Source organism: Enterococcus sp. OL5 (genome assembly GCF_006491895.1).
Taxonomy (GTDB): domain Bacteria; phylum Bacillota; class Bacilli; order Lactobacillales; family Enterococcaceae; genus Enterococcus_D; species Enterococcus_D innesii.
The window spans coordinates 61,064-85,165 of record NZ_VHIL01000006.1 but is presented as its reverse complement, the minus strand read 5'-3'; the positions used below and the strand labels follow the sequence as shown (position 1 = coordinate 85,165).

At 42.2% G+C, this 24,102-nt stretch carries 18 protein-coding genes and 4 pseudogenes; 21 read left to right on the top strand and 1 reads right to left on the bottom strand.

Going from position 1 to position 24,102, the window contains the following annotated elements; translation table 11 throughout:
- Nucleotides 1-121 precede the first annotated feature (121 nt).
- From FJU10_RS08925 to cls, 10 genes and pseudogenes are all read left to right on the top strand, one after another.
- Nucleotides 122-1,387, top strand: coding sequence for an extracellular solute-binding protein (locus FJU10_RS08925; protein WP_077453542.1), 1,266 nt, complete (start codon nucleotides 122-124; stop codon nucleotides 1,385-1,387).
- A gap of 160 nt (nucleotides 1,388-1,547) precedes the next feature.
- A complete protein-coding gene (locus FJU10_RS08915; protein WP_077453540.1) occupies nucleotides 1,548-2,837 on the top strand; it encodes a carbohydrate ABC transporter permease in 1,290 nt (429 codons plus the stop codon).
- Between the two features lie 2 nt (nucleotides 2,838-2,839).
- The gene (locus tag FJU10_RS08910) at nucleotides 2,840-3,673 is read left to right on the top strand and encodes a sugar ABC transporter permease (RefSeq protein ID WP_077453539.1); all 834 of its coding nucleotides are present in this window, start codon (nucleotides 2,840-2,842) and stop codon (nucleotides 3,671-3,673) included.
- 10 nt (nucleotides 3,674-3,683) lie between these two features.
- Nucleotides 3,684-4,499, top strand: a complete 816-nt coding sequence (locus FJU10_RS08905) for a DUF1189 family protein (protein WP_140965684.1) — start codon at nucleotides 3,684-3,686, stop codon at nucleotides 4,497-4,499.
- 247 nt (nucleotides 4,500-4,746) lie between these two features.
- Nucleotides 4,747-7,131: pseudogene (gene secA, locus FJU10_RS08900) on the top strand (preprotein translocase subunit SecA); the annotation flags it as partial.
- A gap of 45 nt (nucleotides 7,132-7,176) precedes the next feature.
- Nucleotides 7,177-7,251: pseudogene (locus FJU10_RS19820) on the top strand (SEC-C metal-binding domain-containing protein); the annotation flags it as partial.
- An 88-nt stretch (nucleotides 7,252-7,339) separates the two neighbouring features.
- Nucleotides 7,340-8,447, top strand: a protein-coding gene (prfB, locus tag FJU10_RS08895; RefSeq protein ID WP_140965683.1) for a peptide chain release factor 2 whose coding sequence is annotated in 2 segments (ribosomal slippage) — nucleotides 7,340-7,411 and nucleotides 7,413-8,447 — 1,107 coding nt in all. Because the reading frame shifts where the segments join, the coding sequence is not laid out codon by codon here.
- A gap of 112 nt (nucleotides 8,448-8,559) precedes the next feature.
- A complete protein-coding gene (ftsE, locus tag FJU10_RS08890) occupies nucleotides 8,560-9,246 on the top strand; it encodes a cell division ATP-binding protein FtsE (RefSeq protein WP_005237293.1) in 687 nt (228 codons plus the stop codon).
- Nucleotides 9,239-10,123 carry a permease-like cell division protein FtsX gene (gene ftsX / locus FJU10_RS08885; protein WP_077453536.1) on the top strand — a complete coding sequence of 295 codons (885 nt, stop codon included), beginning with the start codon at nucleotides 9,239-9,241 and terminating at the stop codon, nucleotides 10,121-10,123. The genes ftsE and ftsX overlap by 8 nt, the downstream gene beginning before the upstream one ends.
- Before the next feature lie 122 nt (nucleotides 10,124-10,245).
- Nucleotides 10,246-11,690 (top strand): annotated as a pseudogene (gene cls / locus FJU10_RS08880) (cardiolipin synthase).
- A 60-nt stretch (nucleotides 11,691-11,750) separates the two neighbouring features.
- Here the strand turns inward: cls and FJU10_RS08875 are convergent.
- On the bottom strand, nucleotides 11,751-11,870 hold the full coding sequence (locus FJU10_RS08875) for a DUF4044 domain-containing protein (protein WP_005237290.1): 120 nt from the start codon (nucleotides 11,868-11,870) through the stop codon (nucleotides 11,751-11,753).
- Between the two features lie 332 nt (nucleotides 11,871-12,202).
- On the opposite strand from FJU10_RS08875, the pseudogene FJU10_RS08870 reads away from it, so the two are divergent.
- From FJU10_RS08870 to ftsZ, 11 genes and pseudogenes are all read left to right on the top strand, one after another.
- Nucleotides 12,203-12,572: pseudogene (locus tag FJU10_RS08870) on the top strand (DUF3397 domain-containing protein).
- A gap of 198 nt (nucleotides 12,573-12,770) precedes the next feature.
- Nucleotides 12,771-13,202: a division/cell wall cluster transcriptional repressor MraZ gene (gene mraZ, locus FJU10_RS08865; protein WP_005228792.1), complete on the top strand. Its 432-nt coding sequence runs from the start codon at nucleotides 12,771-12,773 to the stop codon at nucleotides 13,200-13,202.
- A gap of 25 nt (nucleotides 13,203-13,227) precedes the next feature.
- The gene (gene rsmH, locus FJU10_RS08860; protein WP_077453533.1) at nucleotides 13,228-14,187 is read left to right on the top strand and encodes a 16S rRNA (cytosine(1402)-N(4))-methyltransferase RsmH; all 960 of its coding nucleotides are present in this window, start codon (nucleotides 13,228-13,230) and stop codon (nucleotides 14,185-14,187) included.
- Nucleotides 14,188-14,192: 5 nt separating this feature from the next.
- Nucleotides 14,193-14,612: a cell division protein FtsL gene (ftsL, locus tag FJU10_RS08855; protein WP_077453532.1), complete on the top strand. Its 420-nt coding sequence runs from the start codon at nucleotides 14,193-14,195 to the stop codon at nucleotides 14,610-14,612.
- Complete coding sequence (locus FJU10_RS08850) at nucleotides 14,613-16,808, top strand: penicillin-binding transpeptidase domain-containing protein (protein WP_081118407.1); 2,196 nt, start codon at nucleotides 14,613-14,615, stop codon at nucleotides 16,806-16,808.
- 15 nt (nucleotides 16,809-16,823) lie between these two features.
- Nucleotides 16,824-17,786 (top strand): phospho-N-acetylmuramoyl-pentapeptide-transferase, encoded by a 963-nt coding sequence (gene mraY, locus FJU10_RS08845; protein WP_005237283.1) that lies wholly within the window; start codon nucleotides 16,824-16,826, stop codon nucleotides 17,784-17,786.
- A 12-nt stretch (nucleotides 17,787-17,798) separates the two neighbouring features.
- Entirely contained in the window at nucleotides 17,799-19,157 is a 1,359-nt protein-coding gene (murD, locus tag FJU10_RS08840; protein ID WP_140965682.1) for a UDP-N-acetylmuramoyl-L-alanine--D-glutamate ligase, read from the top strand.
- Between the two features lie 15 nt (nucleotides 19,158-19,172).
- The gene (gene murG / locus FJU10_RS08835) at nucleotides 19,173-20,267 is read left to right on the top strand and encodes an undecaprenyldiphospho-muramoylpentapeptide beta-N-acetylglucosaminyltransferase (RefSeq protein ID WP_077453529.1); all 1,095 of its coding nucleotides are present in this window, start codon (nucleotides 19,173-19,175) and stop codon (nucleotides 20,265-20,267) included.
- An 86-nt stretch (nucleotides 20,268-20,353) separates the two neighbouring features.
- Complete coding sequence (locus FJU10_RS08830; RefSeq protein ID WP_140965681.1) at nucleotides 20,354-21,340, top strand: cell division protein FtsQ/DivIB; 987 nt, start codon at nucleotides 20,354-20,356, stop codon at nucleotides 21,338-21,340.
- 153 nt (nucleotides 21,341-21,493) lie between these two features.
- A complete protein-coding gene (gene ftsA, locus FJU10_RS08825; protein ID WP_081118410.1) occupies nucleotides 21,494-22,816 on the top strand; it encodes a cell division protein FtsA in 1,323 nt (440 codons plus the stop codon).
- 31 nt (nucleotides 22,817-22,847) lie between these two features.
- Complete coding sequence (gene ftsZ, locus FJU10_RS08820; protein ID WP_005237278.1) at nucleotides 22,848-24,092, top strand: cell division protein FtsZ; 1,245 nt, start codon at nucleotides 22,848-22,850, stop codon at nucleotides 24,090-24,092.
- Nucleotides 24,093-24,102: the final 10 nt, after the last annotated feature.

The window sequence follows — 24,102 nt, the reverse complement described above, 5'->3', positions numbered from 1 at the left end:
TTCTTCGATATCTTAATTTAAAGGCTTTTTCTATTTTTGTTATCGCTAACATTTAGAAAAGGTTTGCCATTTTAAGAAACCGGTTGCATAATGGAGTTACAAATTGCAGGAGGTAAAGAGGATGAAAGTGAATTGGAAAAAGGCAGCTTTAGGATTAGTTTCAGGAAGCGCATTGTTAGCGCTTGCGGCATGTGGTGGCAACAGCGGTAGTACCGATGGTAGCAATGCAGATGCAGGTTCAGGTAGCGATGAAAAAACGATCACGGTCTCTGTAGGCGCAGACTATATTGATTATATCAATGAAGTGAAATCTGACTTTGAATCTGAAAATGATGTGACCATCAACGTTGTAGAAATGGACATGTTCGATCAAATGGATGCGCTTCAATTAGACGGACCTGCTGGCAAAGGACCCGACGTTACGATGTCTCCTTATGACCGCGTGGGTCAAGTAGGATCGCAAGGGCATTTGGCAGAGATGACTTTGCCAGATGATGGCCGTTACAGCGATACAGACAAGCAACAAGTGACGATCGATGATAAAATCTATGGCGCACCAGCAATGATTGAAGCGGTTGTCATGTTTTATAACAAAGATTTGATCGATGAAGCGCCAGCAACATTTTCTGATTTAGAAGAACTAGCAAAAGATGATCGTTTTGCAGAAGGCGATGACAATGTTGGCTTCTTAGCTCGCTGGACAGACTTTTATTATACGTATGGTCTATTAGCTGGTTATGGTGGTTATGTCTTTGGGGATGAAGGAACAGATCCATCTGATTTAGGGATCAACAATGAAGGTTCTGTTGAAGCGATCACCTATGCAACAGATTGGTTCCAAAATGTTTGGCCGCAAGGAATGCTGGACGTATCAGCCAACGAAAACTTGATGTTGGATTACTTCAACCAAGGCAAAACAGCAGCTATCATCTACGGCCCATGGGGCGTGAACGGCTTTGAAGAAGCAGGGATCAACTATGGCGTAGCGAAAATCCCAACATTGAGCAATGGCAATGATTATGAAACATTTGGCGGAGGAAAAGCGTGGGTTGTTTCCAACTACTCACAAAACAAAGACGTTTCTCAACAATTTGTCGAGTATTTGACCAACGAAGCCAATCAAGAGAAATTGTATGAAATGCGTCATGATATTCCAGCAAACATTATGGCTCAAGAAACAGTCGCTGCTTCTGATGATCCAGTAGCAAAAGCAGTAATCGAGCAATACAGTGTTTCACAACCAATGCCAAATATCCCTGAAATGTCTGAGGTTTGGGTAGGGGCTGAAAACATGCTATTTGATGCAGGTTCAGGTAATATGACTCCTCAAGAAGCAGCGGATAATGCTGCCAAAACAATCGAAGAAGCGATTGAGCAGAAATATTAATAAATAGCCGATTACGGTCTGTCATTCATGTCGACGATTCTATAGAGGATGTTTGTCAAAAGGATTCCTTGCAACGTAGCACGCAAGAAATTGCTTGATGAGATTGATTTCTATGGATCGTCGGCCGCTTGGCAGACTTTCGATTTTAAGGAGGATACATATGAGGACGAATTCAAAAGCCATGCAGACAGCGCTTCTTTCAATCATCCCTGGGGTGGGACAATTCAAAAATGGTCAGAAATTTAAAGCGGGACTCTTTTTTGCGGTCTTTCTAATTTTTCTTGGCGAAATGCTTTTGTTCGGTGGACAAGCATTATATAATTTTGTCACACTGGGATCCGTACCGATGGAACACAATTCTTTGTTCTTGTTGATCGAAGGAACGCTACAGGTCATCGTTACCGTTATTTTCATTATCTTTTGGGTTTTAAATATCAAAGATGCCTATCAAGTTCGCCAAAGTATTGAAAAAGGGTTCCCGGTGGCAGTTACGAGAAAAGAGTTTTTCAATAAATTGTATGAGGATGGTTTCGCTTATCTATTGACGATCCCAGCCTATCTGGTGATGATCGTAGCAATTATTTTTCCGGTAATGGTGACACTCTTCATGGCGTTTACCAACTATGATTTTCGACATATTCCGCCAGCAAACTTAATCGACTGGATCGGTTTTTCGAATTTTACGAATATCTTCACCTTAAGTTCTTACCGCGACACCTTTGTAAAAGTGTTTAGTTGGACGGTGATTTGGACCGTTCTAGCAACTACTCTGCAAATTACCTTAGGAATACTGACAGCAGTTGTTGCCAATCAAAAATTTGTGAAGTTCCGTCGGGTCTTCGGGGTGATTTTCTTACTTCCTTGGGCGGTGCCAGCGTTCATCACGATCATGAGTTTTTCGAACATGTTTAATGATACCGCTGGAGCAATCAATACTCAGGTGATCCCGCTATTGAACAACTTGCCTTTTGTTGATATTGGCAATATTGCTTGGAAAACCGACCCGTTTTGGACAAAGACGGCGATTATTTTGATTCAAGGGTGGTTAGGTTTTCCATATATTTATGTCATGGTCTCAGGGATTTTACAATCCATTTCTGAAGATTTATACGAAGCAGCCAAAATGGATGGGGCAAATGCGATTCAGCGTTTTCGCAATATTACGTTGCCGGCGATCTTTTTGGTGGCAGCACCAACCTTCGTTACGCAATACACAGGGAACTTTAATAACTTCTCCATGATCTATCTCTTTAACGAAGGTGGTCCAGGAAGTTTAGGCGGAAATGCCGGTTCGACAGATATTTTGATTTCATGGATCTACAAATTGACGACGGGTGGCTCGCCACAATATTCGATCGCATCTGCATTGACCTTGATCATTTCCTTTGTGGTGATCTCCATTTCATTACTGGTGTTTAAAAAGACGAATGCATTTAATATGGAGGACTGAGGATGAAAAAGAAAAAGTTTTCTTTCAGCAAATTATTTACCTACTTGTTTATGATCGCTTTATCGATCATTATCATCTATCCCTTGTTGATTACCGCAACCTCAGCCTTTAAGGCAGGGAATATGATCGCTTTTCGCTTGGATTTTGATGCGGATTGGACATTGAACAACTTTCGACGATTGTTCAATGAAACCCCCTATTTGACATGGTATAAAAACACTTTGATCGTGGCTGTTTCCACGATGGTGATCCAAGTAATGATCGTAACGCTGGCAGGGTATACTTACAGTCGTTATCGCTTTGCCGGTCGTAAGAGCAGTTTGATGGTGTTCTTGATCGTTCAGATGGTGCCAACGATGTCGGCGTTGACCGCTTTTTATGTCATGGGCTTATTAGCAAACGGTCTAGATAGTTTTTGGTTTTTGACACTGATCTATATCGGTGGTGGGATTCCCATGAACACTTGGCTGATGAAAGGGTACTTTGATACGGTACCAATTGACTTGGATGAATCAGCAAAACTTGATGGTGCAGGGCATTTTCGCATCTTTTGGCAAATCGTTTTGCCCCTCGTAAAACCAATGGTCGCCGTGCAAGCATTATGGGCCTTTATGGGACCATTCGGCGAATTCTTGCTAGCGCGGTTCTTGCTTCGCTCGCAAGAGCGTTTGACTGTCGCAGTCGGTCTGCAGACTTTTATCAACGATGCCCGTAACCAACGGGTAGCACTTTTTGCGGCTGGGGCGATTTTGATCGCCGTACCGATCGCTGCACTGTTTTTCTTCTTACAAAAATACTTTGTTTCAGGTTTGACCTCGGGTGGAACAAAAGGATAGGAATGATAGGATGTCTGAACAACGATTTCCCTTAACATACTTTGGGGCCATTTTTTCTCCAACAAAAGTCTATGCATGGCGTAAAAAATTAAATCGCTGGCAGCAAGTGTTTGTCTATATTTTCTTGATGTCCTTGCTGATGGTCCCGCTGACCTTGATGATCAGCAAGCAAACGGATCAAGCCTTTGCAGCATTTTTCCCCCATGCAAAAACACTCATGACTGCTGAAACAGCAGCCAAATACAGTGAACTGCAGCTGGAAGATGGCAAACTTTTAACGGATGAGTCACAAGTCTTTTCGCAAACAGAAACGGGCATTATAGGCGTTGGGCTTTCAGAAGCGGACCTTGAGGAAGCCAAATATGCCATCAATTTCCGAGAAACAGACTGGACCATCAAAGAAGAAATCGATGGACAAACCTATCACTATGAAATGCGTTACACGGCGGAAATGATGCCTGATCAAGTGCATGATGCGACTTCGTTTCAGAAAGTGATCGAAGACGGCTTCTATCGCAACAACGAGACGGCGATTTTCTTCAGTCAGACGATCACAGTGGCATTTTTATTGGTGGCAATGAATAGTATTCTCGTCATAGGCGCAGCATTTTTCCTCTGGGTGACGAAAAAATCACGACTGTCGACAATCGGCAGCTTCAAAGAAAGCACGAACGTGATTTTAAATGCATTGGGGGTAGGCTCTCTGGTGGCAATGTTGGCAGGATTTATTGGCGCTGATATCATCTTGATGATCGGGATTCAGTCTTTAGGCATGCTGCTGATGCTTTTCTTAACTTTCTTAAAAACCCGTTTTAAAACGGCCTAATTTGCAAACATTCGCAACAAGTCATTTGGACGTGCGCTGGACTTTTGGCGCCGATCAATGGCTTGTTGCGTATTTTTTCCCTTCGTTTCTTTAAAATCTGTGAAAAAAGGTTAAGAATCCGTTTATCACGCAAGATTGATGCGATAGTTCTATCGAAAAATATTTCATTTATGGTGAACTAGTGCTAAAATAGTTAGGAGAGTTTCCAGCTAGGATAATGTAGAAGTAAAAGGAGAATTATTAAGGTATGGCCAATTTTTTTAGAAAATTAATCGAAAACGACAAAAAAGAATTAAAACGTCTTGACCATATTGCGAATCAAGTTGAATCACATGCGGATGAAATGGCCGCTTTATCTGATGAACAATTACGCGGGAAAACCGATGAATTTCGTCGTCGTTTCCAAGAGGGAGAGACTTTGGATAAATTATTACCTGAAGCCTTTGCAGTAGTTCGTGAAGCTGCAAAACGCGTTTTGGGTCTGTATCCTTACCACGTCCAATTAATGGGTGGGATCGTCTTACATGATGGGAATATTCCAGAGATGCGTACCGGTGAAGGGAAAACCTTGACGGCGACATTACCTGTTTATTTGAATGCCTTGAGTGGTCAAGGCGTCCACGTCGTAACCGTCAATGAATACTTGGCAACTCGTGACTCGACTGAGATGGGAGAGCTGTACAACTTTTTAGGCTTGACGGTCGGCTTGAACATCAACTCAAAATCAGCAGAAGAAAAACGTGCGGCGTATGCTTGTGACATCACTTACAGTACAAACAATGAATTAGGGTTTGACTATTTGCGGGACAACATGGTGGTTTACCGTCATCAAATGGTACAACGTCCATTAAACTATGCCATCGTCGATGAGGTCGATTCGATCTTGATCGATGAAGCGAGAACACCGTTGATCATTTCAGGACAAGCAGAAAAATCAACTGCGCTATACACCCGGGTCGACAATTTTGTCAAACGCTTGACGGAAGAAGAAGACTACAAAATCGATATCCAATCAAAAACGATCGGTTTGACAGAGCGTGGGATCGAAAAAGCGGAAGAGACTTTCGGCTTAGAAAACTTGTATGATATTGAAAACACGGCATTGACCCATCACTTGGACCAAGCGCTACGAGCGAATTACATTATGATTCGCGACATTGATTACGTGGTGCAAGATGGGAAAGTAATGATCGTTGACCAATTTACAGGTCGGATCATGGATGGCCGCCGCTATTCTGACGGGCTACATCAAGCGATCGAAGCAAAAGAAAGTGTCGAGATCGAAGATGAAACCAAAACGATGGCGACGATCACATTCCAGAACTACTTCCGGATGTACAAAAAACTGTCTGGGATGACCGGTACAGCGAAAACAGAAGAAGAAGAGTTTCGAGAAATCTATAACATGCAAGTCATTCAGATTCCTACAAACAAACCAATTTTACGGGATGATCGTGCGGACTTGCTTTATCCAACGCTTACCAGCAAATTCCAAGCAGTCGTTCAAGACATCAAAGAGCGTCACCGTAAAGGACAACCAGTGCTTGTAGGGACGGTCGCTGTTGAGACGTCTGAATTACTGTCATCAATGCTTGATCGTGAGAAAGTTCCTCATGAAGTATTGAATGCCAAGAATCACTTTAAAGAAGCAGAAATCATTTTGAATGCGGGACAAAAAGGCGCTGTAACGATCGCGACCAATATGGCTGGTCGGGGAACGGACATCAAGTTAGGTCTTGGTGTTGCAGAACTAGGCGGCTTGGCAGTTATCGGTACTGAGCGTCATGAATCACGACGGATCGATAATCAGTTGCGGGGACGTGCGGGACGTCAAGGAGATCCAGGGATGTCGCAATTTTACTTATCGCTAGAAGATGATTTAATGAAGCGTTTTGGTTCTGAACGAATCAAAGTGTTCTTGGATCGGATGAAAATCGATGAAGGCGATGCCGTGATCCAAAGTAAGATGCTTTCAAAACAAGTAGAATCTGCCCAACGACGAGTGGAAGGGAATAACTACGATACCCGGAAAAACGTCTTGCAATACGATGACGTAATGCGAGAACAGCGGGAAGTTATTTACGGACAACGTCAAGAAGTGATCATGGAAGAAACGGATCTTTCACCACAATTAATGAATATGGTGAAACGCTCCATCAGCCGGGTCGTTGACAGTCATACGCAATTAGAAGAAAGCAATTGGAATTATGAAGGAATCGTTGATTTTGCGGCCAATGCACTTGTTCATGAAGATACCATCAGCATCGAAGACATCAAGGGCAAATCAGCTCAAGAGATCAAAGATTATCTAAACCAACGGGCAGAAGAAGTCTTTGAACAAAAGAAAACACAACTTAATAGTCCAGAACAATTACTGGAATTTGAAAAAGTAGTGATTTTACGAGTCGTTGATACGAAGTGGACCGACCACATCGATGCTATGGATCAGTTGCGTCAATCGGTTGGGTTACGGGCTTATGGACAAAACAATCCATTAGTTGAGTACCAAACAGAAGGATTCAATATGTTTGAAAACATGGTTGGAGCCATCGAGTATGAAGTAACGCGTCTGTTTATGAAGGCAGAGATTCGTCAAAACGTTCAACGGGAACAAGTAGCCCAAGGAGAAGCGCAAGGGGTAGAAGAAGCACCGGCTGCCCAAGCGCCAAGTTTCAAAAACGTGGGTCGCAATGATCCTTGTCCATGCGGAAGCGGGAAAAAATTCAAGAATTGCCACGGGAAAAATATGTAACAAGTTTTGAAAAAGGTGAGAGTAGGCTGGCAGACGTTTTTGTCCAGTCTACTTTCGTTTGTAAGAAAAAAAGAAAGAAGGAATTTTAATGGAAATCGCAGATATTCGGAATCAATTGACCCAGATGAATGAAAAAATAATCAGTTTTAGGGGGTCTCTTTGACTTAGATCAGTTAGAAGAGGACATTGCGGAAGCGGAGCACCAAATGGCAGATCCCACCTTTTGGGATGACTCGGAAAAAGCCCAACAAGTCATTAACGCCAACAATTCCAACAAAGAGACCTACGATCAGTTCAATCAGCTAGCAGAAGAATTGGAAGAGCTCGAAGTGATGCTAGAAATGATTCAAGAAGAAGCTGATCCGGAAATGGAAGCAGAACTTGAAGCACGAATCGGTAAGTTAAATGAGAAAATGGCTTCTTATGAATTGTCGATGTTGTTAGATGAACCCTATGATCGGAACAATGCGATCATCGAGCTTCATCCGGGCGCAGGCGGTACCGAGTCGCAAGACTGGGGCAGCATGCTGTTACGGATGTATACTCGTTTTTGCGAACAACATGGATATCAGGTGGAAACCTTGGACTATCAAGCCGGTGATGAAGCGGGGATCAAAAGTGTCACATTACTTGTGAAAGGGCACAACGCCTATGGCTATTTGAAGTCGGAAAAAGGCGTGCATCGCTTGGTCCGTATTTCACCTTTTGATTCTGCTAAGAGACGGCATACGTCATTTTGTTCGGTGGATGTGATGCCAGAATTAGATGGGGCGATCGATGTGGAGATCAACTCAGATGATTTGAAGATCGATACGTACCGCGCAAGCGGCGCTGGTGGACAGCACATCAACAAAACCGAATCTGCTGTGCGGATCACCCATATCCCGACAGGTACGGTAGTTGCTAGCCAAGCCCAGCGCTCACAATTGAAAAACCGTGAGCAAGCGATGGGGATGTTGAAAGCCAAGCTGTATCAATTAGAAGTGGAAAAGAAAGAACAAGAAGCAGCAGCTTTGCGAGGCGAACAGTTAGAAATTGGATGGGGCTCGCAAATCCGTTCCTATGTCTTCCATCCCTATTCGATGGTCAAAGATCACCGGACAAATTTCGAAACTGGGAATGTACAGGCAGTCATGGATGGCGATTTGGATGGCTTTATCGATGCGTATTTGAAGCTAAAACTGAATCAAAAATAACCTGGTGTGACTTAAACAGATTGAAACATAATTGTAATCTGTTGCAAGCAAGGTGAAATATATTCATGCTATAATAAGCCAGAATGAAAATTTGAGATGGAGAGATAGCTGTATGATAGAAATGAAAGATATAATGAAAAAGTACTCTAATGGTACGACTGCTATCCGCAACCTTTCGATTTCAATTGATCAAGGGGAGTTTGTCTATGTCGTTGGACCATCCGGTGCCGGAAAATCAACCTTTATCAAATTGATGTATCGAGAAGAAAGAGCAACAAAAGGCGTTTTGAATGTCGCAGGATATGATTTGGTCGGCATGAAAAACCGTGAGATCCCTTTGATGCGCCGAGAAATCGGCGTGGTCTTCCAAGACTACAAACTTTTACCGCGGAAAACGGTCTTTGAAAATGTTGCTTATGCAATGCAAGTTATCGGACGCAAACCCCGTGATATCAAAAAACGGGTGATGGAAGTTCTGGATTTAGTCGGACTGAAACATAAAGTACGGGTATTTCCGAGTGAGCTTTCCGGTGGGGAACAACAACGTGTGTCAATCGCTCGTGCCATCGTAAATACGCCGAAAGTATTGATTGCGGATGAACCAACGGGGAATCTAGATCCTGAAAACTCATGGGAAATCATGAAATTGCTTGATCGGATCAATGCCCAAGGAACAACGGTCGTTATGGCGACCCATAATAGTACGATCGTAAATACGATTCGTCATCGCGTGATCGCGATTGAGAATGGCCGCATTATTCGCGACCAAGCGGAAGGAGAATATGGTTACGATGATTAGAACATTTTTCCGTCATCTCCTGGAGAGTATCAAAAGTTTAAAGCGTAACGGCTGGATGACCATCGCGTCGTTGAGTGCGGTAACGATCACACTGACATTAGTCGGTATTTTTCTAGGTGTAATCTTAAATGCAACAAAATTGGCCGAAGACATTCGTGAGAATGTGGATGTTTCGGTTTTCGTTGATATTGGTACGGAACAAGAAGATATGGATGCTTTAGAACAATCCTTAAACGATCTACCTAACGTTTCGGAAGTGAAATTTTCTAGTCGAGACGAAGAATTGCAGAAGATCCAAGATGCCATGGGAGATTCATGGAACTTGTTCGAAGGCGACAGCAATCCGCTCTATAACGTGTTTGTCGTCAGTGCAACAGATCCAGAGTATACGACAGAGATCGCTGAACAAGCGGGCGAATTGCCAAATGTTTTCAAAGCCGATTACGGCGGAGATTCTTCTGACCGAATCTTTGAATTATCTGCGGCTGTGCGGACTTGGGGCTTAGCGGCGGCAGTCTTACTGATTTTTGTAGCAATGTTTTTGATCTCCAATACGATTCGGATCACGATTTTGTCTCGTCAAAGAGAAATTCAAATCATGCGTCTGGTAGGGGCGAAAAACGGCTACATTCGTTGGCCATTCTTTCTTGAAGGTGGCTGGATCGGACTCTTAGGATCAATCGTCCCAATTGCGTTGATGTACTTCGGGTATCATCAAGTTTATGCAATGGTCAATCCATCCTTGCTACGTTCAAATTACAGTCTAATTGCACCAAATCTGTTCTTGATTCAAGTATGTGGTGTGATGGCGTTGATTGGGATCGTGATCGGTTCACTTGGTTCCGTCTTATCGATGCGCCGATTCTTAAAATTCTAAACCGATGTTTTCTTAAGTCGATCGTCAGATCGGCTTTTTTTGTTTCCTCACAGTGTTTCTTTACTTTAGGTACTATTTTTTGATATGCTTTAGTAGCGGGAAATCGGGGAAGAGGTGAAAAAATGGTTGTAATGGACAATCTAGTAACCATTTTGTTTATAGTCAATATTTTGTTATCAATTATTATCATTTTCAGAGAAAGGCGGCAGACTGCTCAAACATGGGCCTGGCTTTTGGTCTTGATGTTTATTCCTATTGTTGGTTTTGTTCTTTACTTTTTCTTCGGAAGAGGGATCTCCAAGGAAAAGATCTTTGATATGCGCTCGCAAGCAAAGATTGGTCTAAATGTTGAACTAGAAGAGCAAAAACAAGCACTTTCGCGTCATTTGTTTCCGCATCCGCCGACTGCTCAAGTAGAAGTCCAGCAGTTAGTCTATCTGTTGACAGTCTTTGGTCAATCTCTCTATACGACAGCCAATAGCATGACGCTTTATACCGATGGACGGCAGAAATTTGATGCTTTGATTGCTGATATCGAACAGGCGAAAAATCATATTCATATGGAATATTATATTTATCGCAGCGATGCATTAGGGAATGAAGTCAAAGAAGCATTGGTACGAGCGGCAAAGCGAGGTGTGAAAGTAAGAGTCTTATTAGATGCTTGGGGCAGTACCCAAGTATCCTTGAAGTTTTTTGATGAGTTGCGTCTACATGGCGGGCAAATTGCCTTTTTCTTTCCTTTGTTCGTTCCTTATGTCAATCCGCGAATCAATTATCGGAATCATCGCAAAATCGTGGTGATTGATGGTGAGATTGGTTATACAGGTGGATTTAATGTGGGAGACGAGTATCTAGGACAAGTGGAAAAATTCGGTTATTGGCGAGATAATCACTTGCGAATTGCCGGCTCAGCAGTCTATTCGCTGCAAAATCGGTTTCTAATGGACTGGAACTCACAACATGCCTTGGAGATCAAATATGATCCGGCATTGTTTCCTGAGATCAAACAAACGGGGACAGTCGCTGCCCAAGTCATCACTAGTGGTCCTGATACGGAACATGAAGAAATCAAAATGACTTATTTGAAATGATCAATTTAGCTAAAAAAGAGATCCTAATCCAAACGCCGTACTATATTCCGGATGAAGCCATTCATAATGCCTTAAAGTTAGCCCTGCTCTCTGGGGTGAAAGTTCATATACAAATTCCGAACAAACCTGATCATCCTTTAGTTTATTGGGCGACCTATTCATTTGCGGCTGAATTGCTCCGCTTTGGCGCAATCATCGAGACTTATGAAAAAGGGTTTATGCATGCAAAAACGATGATCATTGACAGTGGACTTGTATCGATTGGTTCGGCAAATATTGATGTCCGATCTTTTCGCCTAGATTTTGAAGTTAATACAATCATCTATGATGCGCAGCTAGCGACCAAAACGAAAGAAGCGTTTCTAGCAGATTCGATCGATTCAAAGCCACTAACGATCGAAGCATATCAACAAAGAAAGTTGACGATCAAAATCAAAGAAGGTTTGGCACGTCTTGTGTCACCGTTACTATAAAAAAAGTGCCCTTTCAAAGATGGAAGCCATCATTTTGGAAAAGGGCACTTTTTAATAGGATTAACCCATAATACTTGTGTATGCTGCTAAGAAAATCGAGCCGACAGTGAGAATAAGCATGGTCCAGATCACGACTTGTGTGATTTTTGCAAAGGTACTTTTTGGTTTTTTCTCGTTCATTCTAATCCACCTTTTAGAGTTATTCTAGTGACAGTTTACCCTCAATTTCTCAAGAACTCAAGTTGATCCAAGGAGAAATTAAGAAAATTTCAATTTCACCATAAAAAAATTCGTTAGAATGGCAAGATAGGCTTGTTGAAGCTACGCCCTTCTGCTTTAATAGGTAAAGAAATACATTCTTTAAAACTTTCAAAAGTTAGTTGCTGAAATAAGAGCCTCCTTAAAAAATTTCATGGCTGTCTTATTCCGGCTTAGATTTTTAAAAGAACTGAAACATGGATGTAAAGAAAATAAAGTATAGTGACACTAGTTGTTAGAAAGGATTTTGCTGTATGTCTGGATTTAATCCAATCGTTTTGTTTTGGTATATTTTTCCTGTGCTCGTTTATTTTGCTTGTCGTTTTATCGTTTCTGCACTTTCGTTGAATGATCGTTTCCATGTGAAGGCACCGGATTTAGCGGTACCATTTTTAATGGTGGGGATTCACCAATTATCAAAATATACTTTTGATCAAGCGATCACATTGTACTATTTGATCTCCATTTTTTTTATTAGGCATTCTACTGGCCGTCTTTCAGGCGTACTACTATGAAGAAATCCAATATAGTCGCTATTTTAAGATGTATTGGCGCAGTATTTTCCTCTTTACAATCATCTTTCATATCGTTTTGATCATTTTAAATATTGTAAGTTACTTATAGTAGTTTGACCATTGATAAACGTCCATTTTTTCTCTTAGAGTTTTTTTAAAAACTCTAAGAAGTCTTTTTCTCCCTTTTTGTTCATTTGGTAAAGAAAAGTCAAACAACTTCCCTTTCAAATTTCATATAATTTGTGGTAGAAAGTGGGGGATTGTGGTAGACTGTGAATATCAGGTGGAGATCGGGGGTTATTTATCGATGTTTATGGGAGAATTTCAACATTCGATAGATGCAAAAGGCCGACTAATCGTCCCTTCAAAACTACGAGAAAAACTCGGAGAAAAATTTGTGGTGACACGTGGATTAGATGGCTGTTTATTTGGCTACCCCTTATCTGAATGGGAAAAACTTGAAGAAAAACTAAACGAAATGCCTTTAGCGAAAAAGGATGCTCGGACATTTGTCCGCTTCTTTTATTCTGCTGCAACAGAGTGCGAGATCGATAAACAAGGTCGGATCAATATCCCTGTTACATTGAGAAATCATGCAGACCTTACTAAAAGCTGCGTGATCATCGGGGTTTCAAACCGGATTGAGATTTGGGATGAAACGCGTTGGCAAGCATTCTCTGAAGAAGCAGAAGAAAACTTTGATGAAATTGCTGAAACAATGATCGACTTTGGCTTATAGGCTTGATAGGAAGAGGAAAAAACACATGGCAGATTTTCAACACTACACCGTTATGCTACAGGAGACCGTTGATGGGTTAAAGATTCGTCCAGAAGGCGTCTATGTCGATTGTACATTAGGTGGAGCCGGTCATAGTGAATATCTATTGTCACAACTATCTGAAGAGGGACATCTCTTTGCCTTTGATCAAGACCAAACCGCCATCGACCATGCTAAAGAACGTTTAGCACCATATGTTGCTAAAGGGATGGTCACGTTTATTAAAAGTAATTTTCGCTATTTAAAGGAAGCATTGCATCAACACGGTGTGAGCCGAGTCGATGGGATTTTGTACGATTTAGGTGTTTCCTCACCCCAATTAGATGAAGCCGAACGTGGCTTCAGCTACCACCAAGATGCACCGCTAGATATGCGGATGGATCAAACTGCAGCATTGACTGCCTATGAAGTGGTCAATCAATTCGACTACCATCAATTAGTCAAAATCTTCTTCCGCTATGGAGAAGAAAAATTCTCAAAACAAATCGCTCGTGAAATCGAGCGGGTGAGACAAGATCATCCCATCGAAACAACGGGGGAATTGGTCGATATCATCAAAGCAGCCATTCCAGCTCCAGCAAGAAGAAAGGGCGGTCACCCAGCAAAACGGGTTTTCCAAGCCATTCGAATTGCAGTCAATGATGAGCTAGGTGTAATTGAAGAATCTCTTGAACAAGCAATTCATCTTTTATCAGTTAACGGACGTGTCAGTGTGATCACGTTCCACTCATTAGAAGATCGAATCGTGAAATCGATGTTCAAGGAATACAGTACACCAAAGGACATGCCGCCAGGTCTGCCGATGATACCAGAAGAATTTCAACCAACACTAAAACTTATAACAAGAAAACCACTGCTTCCTACTGAGGAAGAAGTAGCTGAAAATAATCGTTCTCGTAGTGCGAAACTACGAATCGCGGAAAAAATCAAGGAAAGCGAAGGGTAACAACTATGGCAGAACTAAAAGTTCATGACTATGAATTCAGAGAACCACTTGAATCACAACCTTTGGATCACTCTGAACCGACAACTGAAAAACTGCCTACTGATCCCCAGCGTCCTGAGGTCATCCGTGTACCAGCATCTCCGGCTCGTCGGTTAAAAAGTATTTCTACTCTAGAAAAACTGATTGCTGCCTTTGTGATCATCGCTGTATTGACGTTGGCGATCTTGACCATCAATATTCGGACCAATATCAGCCAAGTCGAACATGATATTTCTCTTATCCAATCGGATATCAGTGAAAAAACGACACAAGCAGAACAGTTGGAACAAGAGAAAAATGAGCTTTCTAAAACCGAACGGATCCAAAAGATTGCTGAGGATAATGGATTGTCGATCGATGATGGCAATTTAAGGAAAGTGGACTAAATGAAGTTAACAGATAAATTCAAGCAATACTTAAAAAAGAACAATCAAACTACAACGAACAATCGCAAAAAAGTAGGTATTATTCTGTTTGCTACGAGTATTGGATTGTTCTTTTTGTTTGTCACGCGTTTGAGCTATATCGTCATTGTCGGAGATGTTGCGGGGACTTCATTAGCAGAAAAAACCAAAAATCTCTATGAGGGCAGTGAAGTCATCAAGGCGAAACGAGGAACGATCTATGACCGCAATGGAATCCCGATTGCTGAGGACGTGACCTCATACTCTATTTACGCTGTTTTAAATCAAAATTACAAAGATGGTAATAAGAATCTCTTTGCAGAAAAAGCAAACTTCAATAAGTTGGCCAAAATCTTGTCAGATGTCTTGTCCATTGATCAAGAGACAGCAGTCAATACGTTAGAGGATGGTCTTGAGCAACAATTGTGGCGAGTGTCTTTTGGGAGTAAGGGAAATAATATTACATTAGAACAAAAAAATGCGATTGAAGATGCGATGGAACAAGAAGATATTGCTGGCTTCCATTTTGATAGCCATCCAGCTCGCCTTTATCCGAATGGGGTCTTTTCTTCTCACTTTATCGGCTATGCGGTTGCCAATGACGACGATACTGGTCTAGTCGGTAAAACCGGGTTAGAAGCTGCCTACAATGATGTGTTATCGGGAACCGATGGCGAGATTGTTTATCAAAAAGACAACAATCAAAATCCGCTACCAGGAACAGTTGCCGAGACCGTCGCAGCGGTGGATGGGAAAGACGTCTATACAACCATCGATAGTCGGATCCAAAGCTATTTGGAAACGCTGATGGACAGTGTCTTTAAAGAAAACAAACCAGAAAACTTAACAGCCAATTTAATGGATGCCAAAACCGGCGAGATCATAGCGATGGCGCAACGACCAACCTACAATCCAGAAAATTTGGATTCAATCAATGATTGGCAAAATCTATTGGTTGAAGACAACTATGAGCCAGGATCCACCATGAAAATCTTAACGACGGCAGCTGCCATCGATCAAGGTATCTTCAATGAGAACGAAACTTTTACCCCAAGCCCTGATGGATTGAAACTTTATGATGCCACCATCAATGACTGGGACTTTGGTCAAAAAGGAACCTTGACGATGCGCCAAGCTCTTTCGTGGTCCAGTAATATTGGAATGGTGACCTTGGAACAGCGAATGGCTGACCGCTGGCAACAATACTTAAAAGAATTTGGCTTTGGTCGTAGCACCTATTCAGGATTGCCTAACGAAAATACGGGAATCACCCCAGAAGATAATCCTGTCAGCCAGGCGATGACTTCTTTTGGTCAAGCGATTGGTGTGACGAATTTCCAAATGATGCAGGCTTTTACATCGGTCGCCAATAATGGAACGATGCTGAAACCACAATTTATTAGTAAAATCGTTGATGGCAATACTGGAGAAGAAACGGTCACGCAACCTGAAGAGGTGGGACACCCCATCACAGAAGAAGCGGCAGCGAAGGTTCGCGAATATATGCGTGATGTTGTCGAAAGTGAAAATTACGGAAGTGCCTATGGCGTTTATGAATTACCTGGCTACAACATTTCTGCGAAAACCGGGACGGCCCAAGTAGCTGATCCAACAACCGGCAAGTATTTGTCTGGAGGCACCAATTATCTGTATTCTGTCGTTTTGATGTTTCCTTCAGAAGAACCAGAATATATTTTGTATTTGACCATTAAACTACCAGAGAAGCATGAAAGTACCGTGTTAGGTGAGATTGCCAATCCATTGATGAAACGGGTCATGGATCTGAAAAACTCTGCATTAGAAGAAAGCACAACATCTGGTAGCGAAACGACTGTGGGGGATTATCGCAATCTCGATACAGAATCTGCTGCAACCGACGTTCAAAAAGCTGGGTTGATTCCGATAGTCATCGGGGATGGTGAAAAAGTCATTGCCCAATCGGTTGACAGTGGAACTTCGATCATGCCAGGAGAACGAGTACTGCTCGTTACCGATAGCGATAAGTACTATATGCCGGATACAACTTCCTGGTCAAAAGCAGATTTGATTAAATTTGGCAGTCTACTAAATGTAGATGTTAGTTTTGAAGGAGACGGCTATTGTACCAAACAAAGCGTTGAGCCTTACACCGAATTATCGGGGCAATCGATCAAGTTTACACTAAGTGAAAACGAATAAATAGGAGAGAACAATATGGAATGGACAGAGATGATATTACCTTTGGCAAGTGGCTTTGCGATCGTAACAGCCACAATGCCTTTGTTTATCGGCTATTTTCAAATGAAGAAATACGGACAGGAAATACGTGGTGACGGTCCCAAATGGCACAATGTAAAGGCCGGAACACCAACGATGGGTGGGTTTGTATTTTTGATTTCTGCAATGATCACTGCCATCTGGGTAGGAGCATGGCAAAATCAATTGACTGCTTCATTGTTCATTCTTTTGTTCATTACCTTGGTTTATGGTGCATTAGGATTTCTTGATGACTTCATCAAGATTTTCCGCAAAAGAAATATGGGCTTAAACTCGCTGCAAAAACTGATTGGACAGATTTTAGGCGGACTCGTCTTTTACTTTGTTTTCCGATCTGAAGGCAATGCGGATGTACTGAATTTCTTTGGGATCGATGTATCGCTATCGATTTTTTATGGCTTATTCGTCATTTTTTGGCTTGTGGGTTTTTCAAATGCAGTCAACTTGACGGATGGGATCGATGGACTAGTCGCAGGACTGGGCACGATTTCTTTTTCAACATACGCACTGATTGCTTGGCGACAAGATCAAATCGATGTTTTGATCGTTTGTCTTGCGATCATTGGCGGATTGATCGGCTTCTTTCCCTACAATCGCAAACCGGCAAAAATTTTCATGGGAGATGTCGGCTCACTGGCTTTAGGCGGTCTGTTGGCAGCTATCTCGATTCTTTTACACCAAGAATGGACCCTCTTGCTTGTCGGATTGGTCTATGTTTGTGAAACAGCAAGCGTGATGCTGCAAGTTGCCTCATTCAAATTAACGGGCAAACGAATCTTCAAGATGTCACCCATTCATCATCATTTTGAAATGAGTGGATGGTCTGAGTGGAAGATCGATACTGTATTTTGGTGTATCGCGTTAGGTTGCTCGTTGCTCACAATAGCCCTTGTATGGTAGGAGATGAAGAAAATGAAAAAAATTACAACATATCAAAATAAAAAAGTTCTTGTGCTAGGATTAGCGCGTAGTGGATTCAGTGCGGCCAAATTGTTACATGATTTGGGCGCACTTGTGACCGTTAATGACGGAAAGCCATTTGCTGAAAATCCAGAAGCACAAGATCTTTTGGCTTTAGGGGTCAAAGTGATCACTGGCAGCCACCCAATTGAATTATTGGATGAAGGCTTCTCCCTAGTTGTTAAAAATCCAGGGATCCCTTATTCACAACCTCTTGTCCAAAAAGCTTTAGAGAAAAAAATTCCTGTGATCACGGAAGTGGAACTGGCGTATCAAATCTCTGAAGCGCCGATTATCGGTATTACTGGTACGAATGGAAAAACCACTACAACGACCATGATCGCCAATGTCTTGAATGCCGGAATGGAAAAAGGACAGGCATTGCTTTCTGGAAATATCGGGTTTCCTGCAAGTTCCGTTGCTCAAACAGCTAAGCCTGAAGATCGCTTGGTGATGGAGCTTTCAAGTTTCCAATTGATGGGAATCGATACCTTGCGGCCGAAAATCGCTGTCATCACGAATATTTATGAAGCCCATATCGATTACCATGGTAGTCGCCCGGAATATGTTTTAGCAAAATGGCGCTTGCAACAACGAATGACCGCTGACGATTATTTAGTGATCAACTGGAACCAACCAGAACTAGAAGCACTGTCGGCCAAATCAAAGGCGAAAATCATTCCTTTTTCCACCAAGGAAAAAGTAGCAGGAGCATATATGCTTGATGGGATGCTCTACTATAAAGAAGAAGCAATTATGGCAGCGGAGGAACTCGGTGTACCTGGGGCACATAATATTGAAAATGCCTTAGCGGCGATCGCTGTTGGGAAACTTTGCGATATGTCGAACGAAGCAATCAAACAAGCGTTACAGACCTTCACTGGGGTGCCTCATCGGACCCAGTATGTCACCACTATCAATCAGGTGAAATTTTTCAATGATTCCAAAGCAACCAACATCTTAGCAACAGAAATGGCCTTAGGTGGTTTTGACAATGAAAAATTGGTCTTACTGGCAGGCGGATTGGATCGTGGCAACAGCTTTGATGAGTTGGTTCCAGCACTAAATGGGCTCAAAGCTATCGTTGTGTTTGGAGAAACAAAAGAAAAATTAGCCGCTGCTGCTCAAGCAGCTGGTGTAAAAACGATTGAAATGACAGAGAATGTTGAAACAGCCGTCCCATTAGCCTTTTCTTTAAGTGCTGCTGGAGATACGATTCTATTGTCACCGGCGAATGCAAGTTGGGATCAATACCCTGATTTTGAAGTTCGCGGCGACAAATTTATGGCGGCAGTAGCAGAACTTAAATAGAAATGAGTGAAGGATATGAAAATACTTGTGACTGGCGGCGGTACTGGCGGACACATCTATCCAGCGTTGTCTTTTGTGGATTACGTGAAGGAGATTGACCCGACAGCCGAATTTTTATACATTGGTGCAACAAGGGGCTTAGAGAATAAAATCGTCCCTCCAACAGGTATTCCTTTTAAAACACTAGAGATTCAAGGCTTTAAGCGTAAGCTATCTTTGGATAACGTAAAAACGATCCAGCTTTTTATGAAAAGCTACTACGCAGCAAAGAAAATCATCAAAGAGTTCCAACCGGATGTAGTGATTGGCACCGGCGGCTATGTTTCCGGCGCCGTGGTCTTTGCTGCCTCGAAGTTGAAAATACCTACTATTATTCATGAACAAAATAGTGTACCTGGAATCACCAATAAATTTCTAACCAAATATGTGGATAAAATCGCCATTGCTTTTCACGATGCTTCTCAATACTTTCCAGCGAAGAAAACGGTGTTGGTGGGCAATCCTCGTGGTCAAGAAGTACGGAATAGTCAAAAGTCGACAATTTTGTCTTCTTACGATTTAAATCCGGCGAAAAAAACAGTCTTGGTTTTTGGTGGGAGTCAAGGAGCCCTGAAAATCAATCAAGCGATCATTGATGCGCTGCCGCTGTTTGCTCAAAAAGAGTATCAGTTACTTTATGCATCTGGCGAAAGGTATTACAAAGAGATCGAAGAAAAAATTGGGATGTCAAAAGATGCCTTTCCTAATATCAGTATTCGTCCCTATATCGATCAAATGGCAGAAGTGATGGCAAATAGCGATTTGTTGATTGGTCGAGCGGGTGCCACATCGATCGCCGAATTTACGGCATTAGGGATTCCAGCGATTCTGATTCCAAGTCCTTATGTGACCAATGACCACCAAACGAAGAACGCCCAAAGTTTAGCTAATGCAGGAGCAGTCAAAATGATTGCCGATCATGAATTAAACAGCCAAAACCTCGTGGAAGCAGTAGATAGTATCATGCAAGATGAAGCCCTTCGTAGTAAGATGGCCAAAGCCTCAAAAGAACAAGGGATCAGCGATGCCTCGGAACGATTATTTCGACTTGTGCAAGAGGTAATCAAATAGTACAATGTGTGGGATAGAAAGGAGCGATTATCATTAGTAAAGACAAAACACCTCATGATGATCAAACCCCCTCGTCAACGGAAGAGTTGACCCCTTGGCAAAAAGAAAATCTAAAATATTTGCAAGAAAAAGGCAATCAGCCAGCTTGGTCGTCATCCGCGTCTGATGAAACAGAAGACATGTCCCAAGCACATGAAGATGAGTTGACAGAAGAAACACTTTTTGAAGCAGAACAAGCGATAGAAGAAACAGACGATGAGAAAGAAGGGCTGCCTGAGCCAGAAAAAAAAGCTCGCTCTTTCGCTGATCGGTTGCCTAATCTAAAGGCGTACCGTAATCAAGTATTGATTCGCCGCTTAGCGCTGATTATCGGTCTACTGATGATTCCTTTGTTGATTGTTTTGTATTTTGTTTCGCCGCTTAGTCGTTTGGCTAATGTGGTGGTCAAAGGCAATCAAGAAGTATCCGCAGAAGCGATTCTCGAAAATTCTGACCTAGCCGTCAATGAAGAGATGTGGCCGCAATTTTTTGAACGGAATCAGAGTGTGGCCGCAATCAAAAAAGAATTGCCGCGCATAAAAAATGCTTCCATTTCTCTATCTGGTATTAATCGTTTCGATATCACTGTTACTGAATTTCAAGAAGTGGCTTTATTAGCCAAAGACGGCGGCTATGCACCAGTTTTGGAAAATGGCGCTGTTTTGGAAGACATCAGTGAGCAGCCAGAGGAAGGATTGCCGGTTTTAGAAAATTTTTCGGCTGAAGACAAAATCAAAGCGACACTCAGTGCCTATCAAGAATTAAGTTCAGAAATTCGCGATGGCATTTCTCAAATCAAATACACCCCCCGTGACAGCAATGATGAGCTGCTGACTCTCTTTATGAATGATGGCAATCAAGTGATCGTCAACATCTCAAATATGGTGAGTCAAATGCAGTATTATCCGCAAATTGCCAAAGATTTGACCGAGGACAGTATTGTGGATATGGAAGTTGGGATCTTTACGTATCCTATTTCAAATACACAAGAAGACGATGCAGACGAAAATCAAACAGCTGATAGTGATTCTTAGGAAAAATTCAAGAGTTTTTTTCATTAACTTGTTTCTAAAAAGCGCCATTATATGGTAGAATTGGTAACAGTGAACAAATTATTCGAATGAACTCTAAAAACGGACTGTGATGGTTCGCTATATATCCAATTTAAGTAGGAGGGAACCCCATCCATGGCAAAAACGGGAATGTATGTTGGCCTTGATATCGGTACGACATCTGTAAAAGTTGTAGTAGCCGAATACGTTGACAGCCAAATGAATATCATTGGTGTAGGAAATGCAAAATCAGAAGGAATCAACCGTGGGATTATTGTAGATATCGATAAAACGGTACAAGCCATTCAAAGAGCAGTAAGACAAGCAGAAGAAAAAGCAGGAATTCAAATTCGCAGTGTAAGTGTTGGTGTACCAGCCAATCTTCTTGAAGTGGAAAATTGTCAAGGGATGATCGCGGTCAATAGTGAATCAAAAGAGATCACCGACGAGGACGTCCGCAATGTTGCTTCCGCAGCACTTGTACGTTCAACCCCTCCTGAAAGACAGATCATTGCTATTTTACCGCAAGAATTTACTGTGGATGGGTTTGAAGGGATCAAAGATCCTCGAGGCATGATCGGTGTTCGCTTAGAAATGTTTGGTGTGGTTTATACAGGACCAAAAACCATCATTCACAACATTCGAAAGTGTGTGGAAAAATCCGGACTGATCGTCAATGAAGTGGTCATTACGCCATTAGCATTAACAGAATCGATTTTATCTGATGGTGAAAAAGATTTTGGCACGATCGTTATCGATATCGGTGGCGGCCAAACAACGACAGCTGCGATGCACGACAAACAATTGAAATTTACTCATGTGAACCAAGAGGGCGGCGAATTTGTCACCAAAGACATTTCAACGGTTTTAAATACCTCTTTCAACAATGCAGAAGCATTGAAGATCAATTATGGGGATGCGTATCCTGAACGAACTTCAGCTAGCGAAGAGTTTCCGGTCGATGTGATTGGAAAATCAGAACCTGTGAAGATTGATGAACGCTATTTGTCAGAAATCATTGAAGCCCGTATGGAACAAATTTTCACTAAATCAAAAGAAGTCTTAGACGAAATTGATGGACTTGATTTACCAGGTGGCGTGATTTTAACTGGTGGCGCTGCAAGCCTGCCAGGTGTCGTAGATCTTGCTCAAGAAGTATTCGAAACAAACGTTAAGCTTTACGTTCCTAATCATATGGGACTTAGAAATCCTGTATTCACCAATGTAATCAGTATCGTTGACTATTCAGCAAACTTAAGCGAAGTCTATCAGCTTGCCAAAAGTGCGATCACCGGTGAAAAAACAGTCGCGCAACAGCCCGTTGCTATTCAACAACAAGAAGTACATTACGAACAATATGAAGCTCCAGAAGAAACTTATGAAGAAGTAGAAGAAGAGAAAAAAGGTGAGTCGATCACAAACCGAGTAAAAGATTTCTTCTCAAATATCTTTGAATAATCTAAAACGATTCTCAGGAGGAAGATAAACTATGGAATTTTCAATTGATAATAACATCAATGACGGCGCTGTGATCAAAGTCATCGGAGTCGGCGGCGGTGGCGGCAACGCAGTCAACCGTATGATCGAAGAAAATGTCAAAGGCGTAGAATTTATTGCGGCCAACACTGACGTTCAAGCATTAAAAAATTCAAAAGCAGAAACAGTGATTCAATTAGGCCCTAAATATACCCGCGGTCTTGGTGCTGGTTCTCAACCAGAAGTTGGTCAAAAAGCGGCAGAAGAAAGTGAAGATTCTATTCGTGAATCATTAGAAGGCGCGGACATGATTTTCATTACCGCTGGTATGGGTGGCGGAACCGGGACCGGTGCTGCACCGATCGTAGCGAAAATCGCCAAAGAAATCGGCGCATTGACAGTCGGTGTCGTTACTCGCCCATTTACTTTTGAAGGACCAAAACGCGGCCGTTTTGCGGCTGAAGGAATTGCTAAATTGAAAGAGAATGTCGATACACTATTGATCATCTCGAACAATCGCTTGTTAGAAGTTGTCGATAAGAAAACACCAATGCTTGAAGCATTCCGTGAAGCAGACAATGTCTTGCGTCAAGGGGTTCAAGGGATCTCAGACTTGATCACTGCTCCAGGCTACGTTAACTTGGACTTCGCTGATGTGAAAACAGTGATGGAAAACCAAGGCACCGCTTTGATGGGAATTGGTGTTGCTAGCGGCGAAGAACGTGTAATCGAAGCAACGAAAAAAGCAATCTCTTCACCATTACTAGAAACTTCGATCGATGGTGCCGAACAAGTACTATTGAACATCACTGGCGGATTGGATATGACTTTATTTGAAGCACAAGATGCTTCTGATATCGTCGCTCATGCAGCAACAGGTGATGTAAATATTATCTTAGGTACCTCAATCAACGAAGACCTAGGCGATGAAATCCGTGTGACTGTCATTGCAACTGGTATTGACCCTTCAAAAAAAGAACGTGGGTCTCGCTCTAGCAGACAAAGCCAAAGCCAAATTCATTCTATCCCACAAAAACCCACATTAGATATGGACCAAGCACGCCCTGCGCAAGCAGAGGAAAGCAACGGTTTCGGTGATTGGGATATCCGTAAAGAACAAAATGTACGACCTAAAGTAGAAGAAAACACATTTGAAAATGTAGAAAAGAAAGAATTCGACACCTTCAGCCGTGATGAAGTACGCTCGAATGATGACGACGAATTAAGCACACCACCATTTTTCCGTCGTAAACGCTAGGGGGCAGAGC